The 1,158-nt window shown below is 65.6% G+C and carries 1 protein-coding gene; it reads left to right on the forward strand.

All coding sequences use genetic code 11. The annotated features are described in order from the left end of the window. On the forward strand, positions 1-1,158 hold a 1,158-nt coding region (gene treS, locus ACWD35_RS45365; RefSeq protein ID WP_451357159.1), incomplete at both ends, for a maltose alpha-D-glucosyltransferase.

Genomic DNA, 1,158 nt, shown 5'->3' on the forward strand with positions numbered 1-1,158 from the left:
TCAGCGCGGCATGCGCGTCATCATCGACTTCGTCATGAACCACACCAGCGACCAGCACCCGTGGTTCCAGGAGTCCCGCAAGAACCCCGACGGCCCCTACGGCGACTACTACGTATGGGCCGACGACGACAAGCAGTACCAGGACGCGCGGATCATCTTCGTCGACACCGAGGCCTCCAACTGGACCTACGACCCGGTCCGCAAGCAGTACTTCTGGCACCGCTTCTTCTCGCACCAGCCGGACCTCAACTACGAGAACCCGGCCGTGCAGGAGGAGATCCTCTCCGCGCTGCGGTTCTGGCTGGACCTGGGCATCGACGGATTCCGCCTCGACGCGGTGCCGTACCTGTACCAGCGGGAGGGCACCAACTGCGAGAACCTGCCCGCCACCCACAAGTTCCTGAAGCGGGTGCGGCGCGAGATCGACGCCCAGTACCCCGACACCGTGCTGCTGGCGGAGGCCAATCAGTGGCCGGAGGACGTGGTCGACTACTTCGGTGACTTCCAGGGCGGCGGCGACGAATGCCACATGGCCTTCCACTTCCCGGTCATGCCCCGCATCTTCATGGCCGTCCGACGCGAATCCCGCTACCCCGTCTCGGAAATCCTCGCCAAGACCCCCGCCATTCCCTCCGGCTGCCAGTGGGGCATCTTCCTGCGCAACCACGACGAGCTGACCCTCGAAATGGTCACCGACGAGGAACGCGACTACATGTGGGCCGAATACGCGAAAGACCCGCGTATGCGCGCCAACATCGGCATCCGCCGCCGCCTCGCCCCCCTGCTCGACAACGACCGCAACCAGATCGAGCTGTTCACGGCTCTGCTGCTGTCCCTGCCCGGCTCGCCGATCCTCTACTACGGCGACGAGATCGGCATGGGCGACAACATCTGGCTCGGCGACCGCGACGCCGTCCGCACCCCCATGCAGTGGACCCCCGACCGCAACGCCGGCTTCTCCTCCAGCGACCCCGGACGCCTCTTCCTGCCCACGATCATGGACCCGGTCTACGGCTACCAGGTCACCAACGTCGAGGCCTCCATGTCGTCCCCGTCCAGCCTGCTCCACTGGACCCGCCGCATGATCGAGATCCGCAAGCAGAATCCGGCCTTCGGACTGGGGTCCTATACCGAGTTGCAGTCCTCCAACCCGGCGGT

It is taken from the genome of Streptomyces sp. NPDC002671 (genome assembly GCF_053592475.1).